Raw genomic sequence first — 2,500 nt, forward strand, 5'->3', positions numbered from 1 at the left:
TGGTTGCGGGAGTAGGATTTGAACCTACGACCTTCAGGTTATGAGCCTGACGAGCTACCGGGCTGCTCCATCCCGCGACGCTTTTGCCTTTTTGCCAATTTGGCTTTTCGGCTATTTGCTCATTTAGCTTTTAGCTTAGAGCGTTGTCGCCCTTCAGGACGTTTTTTATGTTCTGAAGGTATTTTTTGTATCGTTTTGAGAGATATAGATCTGAGTTGTTTACTAGGTTTGGCGATGACCTACTCTCCCACACCTTAAGATGCAGTACCATCGGCGCTACGGTGCTTAACGGCCGGGTTCGGGATGGGACCGGGTGTTTCACTCGCGCTATGATCACCAAACCGAGTAAACAGCTCAAATCGGTTTGTGTTGTCCAAGTTCTGTACGACTGTGTTTTGTGTATGCTTTTGATTTTCAGTATAAGTCTTTCTTTTACTGGATCAAATCAAGCCTATCGGACCATTAGTACCAGTCAACTGAATGCGTTACCGCACTTACATCTCTGGCCTATCGACGAGGTGGTCTACCTCGGTCCTCAGGGATACCTTGTTTTGAGGGGGGCTTCCCGCTTAGATGCCTTCAGCGGTTATCCTGTCCGATCATAGCTACCCTGCACTGCTGCTGGCGCAACAACAGGTCCACCAGTGGATCGTTCACCCCGGTCCTCTCGTACTAGGGGCAACTCCTCTCAAGTATCCTACACCCACGGCAGATAGGGACCGAACTGTCTCACGACGTTCTAAACCCAGCTCACGTACCTCTTTAAACGGCGAACAGCCGTACCCTTGGGACCTGCTCCAGCCCCAGGATGAGATGAGCCGACATCGAGGTGCCAAACACTGCCGTCGATATGGACTCTTGGGCAGTATCAGCCTGTTATCCCCGGCGTACCTTTTATCCGTTGAGCGATGGCCCTTCCACTCGGGACCACCGGATCACTATGGCCGTCTTTCGACTCTGCTCGACTTGTCAGTCTCGCAGTCAGGCTGGCTTCTGCCATTGCACTCAACGAGCGATTTCCGACCGCTCTGAGCCAACCTTCGCGCGCCTCCGTTACGCTTTAGGAGGCGACCGCCCCAGTCAAACTACCCGCCACACAGGGTCCCGGATCCGGATAACGGACCGCGGTTAGACATCAAGCAATGCAAGGGTGGTATCTCAAGGGAGGCTCCACCATGACTGGCGTCATGGTTTCAAAGCCCACCACCTATCCTGCACATGCATGGCCTGATGCCAGTGTGAAGCTGTAGTAAAGGTGCACGGGGTCTTTCCGTCTAACCGCGGGAAGCCTGCATCTTGACAGGCAATTCAATTTCGCTGAGTCGATGTTGGAGACAGCGGGGAAGTCGTTACGCCATTCGTGCAGGTCGGAACTTACCCGACAAGGAATTTCGCTACCTTAGGACCGTTATAGTTACGGCCGCCGTTTACCTGGGCTTCAATTCAGAGCTCTCACCCCTCCTTTTAACCTTCAGGCACCGGGCAGGCGTCAGACCCTATACGTCGTCTTGCGACTTCGCAGAGCCCTGTGTTTTTAGTAAACAGTCGCCACCCCCTGGTTTGTGCCCCCAGCCAATACTTGCGTAGAAACTGGGCCTCCTTCTCGCGAACTTACGGAGGTATTTTGCCGAGTTCCTTCAACATCGTTCTCTCAAGCGCCTTGGTATGCTCTACCAGTCCACCTGTGTTGGTTTAGGGTACGGTCTCATGGAGGGCTATTTCCAGGAACCAATCAGCGGCCTGCCCAATCCGATAAGGGCAAACAACCTTCATGATCCGTCACATCCTCCTGGCCTAGGAATATTAACCTAGTTCCCATCGCCTACGCCTTTCGGCCTCGGCTTAGGGGCCGGCTTACCCTGCTCAGATTAGCTTTAAGCAGGAACCCTTGGACTTTCGGCGAGAGTGTCTCTCACACTCTTTGTCGCTACTCATGTCATCATTCTCACTAGTGATCTCTCCACGGGATCGCTCACGCGCCCGCTTCATCGAAAGCACTCTATCCTGCGCTACCGCTTCGCTACTTGAGCGCGCTAAACGCTCGCATAACAACGCGATAGAAGAGGATGAGTACTATGTCACACTACGCTCTGCTACCATGCACTATGTGCATCCTAGACTTCGGCTCATGGCTTGAGCCCCGTTACATCTTCGCCGCAGGACAACTTATTTAGACCAGTGAGCTGTTACGCTATCTTTAAAGGATGGCTGCTTCTAAGCCAACCTCCTGGTTGTTTTGGTCGTCCCACCTGCTTTCCCACTTAGCCATGAATTAGGGGCCTTAGTCGTAGGTCAGGGTTGTTTCCCTCTCCACTACGGACGTTAGCATCCGCAGTGTGTCTGCCATCTAGTACTCCCGGGTATTCGGAGTTTGGTTAGGATCAGTAAGCCTGTGGGGCCCCATTACCCATCCAGTGCTCTACCCCCCGGGGTATTCAGATGACGCTCTACCTAAATAGATTTCGCAGAGAACCAGCTATCTCCGAGTTTGATTGGCCTT

Annotated in this window: 1 tRNA gene and 2 rRNA genes (1 of these 3 cut by a window edge); all 3 read right to left on the reverse strand. The window is 52.8% G+C overall.

Annotated elements, in window-relative coordinates:
- A tRNA-Met gene (locus tag SHM7688_RS16205) sits at nt 1–77 on the reverse strand.
- Between the two features lie 149 nt (nt 78–226).
- Nucleotides 227–341: ribosomal RNA gene (rrf, locus tag SHM7688_RS16210) — 5S ribosomal RNA — on the reverse strand.
- Between the two features lie 100 nt (nt 342–441).
- Nucleotides 442–2,500, reverse strand: a 23S ribosomal RNA gene (locus SHM7688_RS16215) (it continues 802 nt past the right edge of the window).

Origin of the sequence: Shimia marina (assembly GCF_001458175.1) — a bacterium.
Taxonomy (GTDB): domain Bacteria; phylum Pseudomonadota; class Alphaproteobacteria; order Rhodobacterales; family Rhodobacteraceae; genus Shimia; species Shimia marina.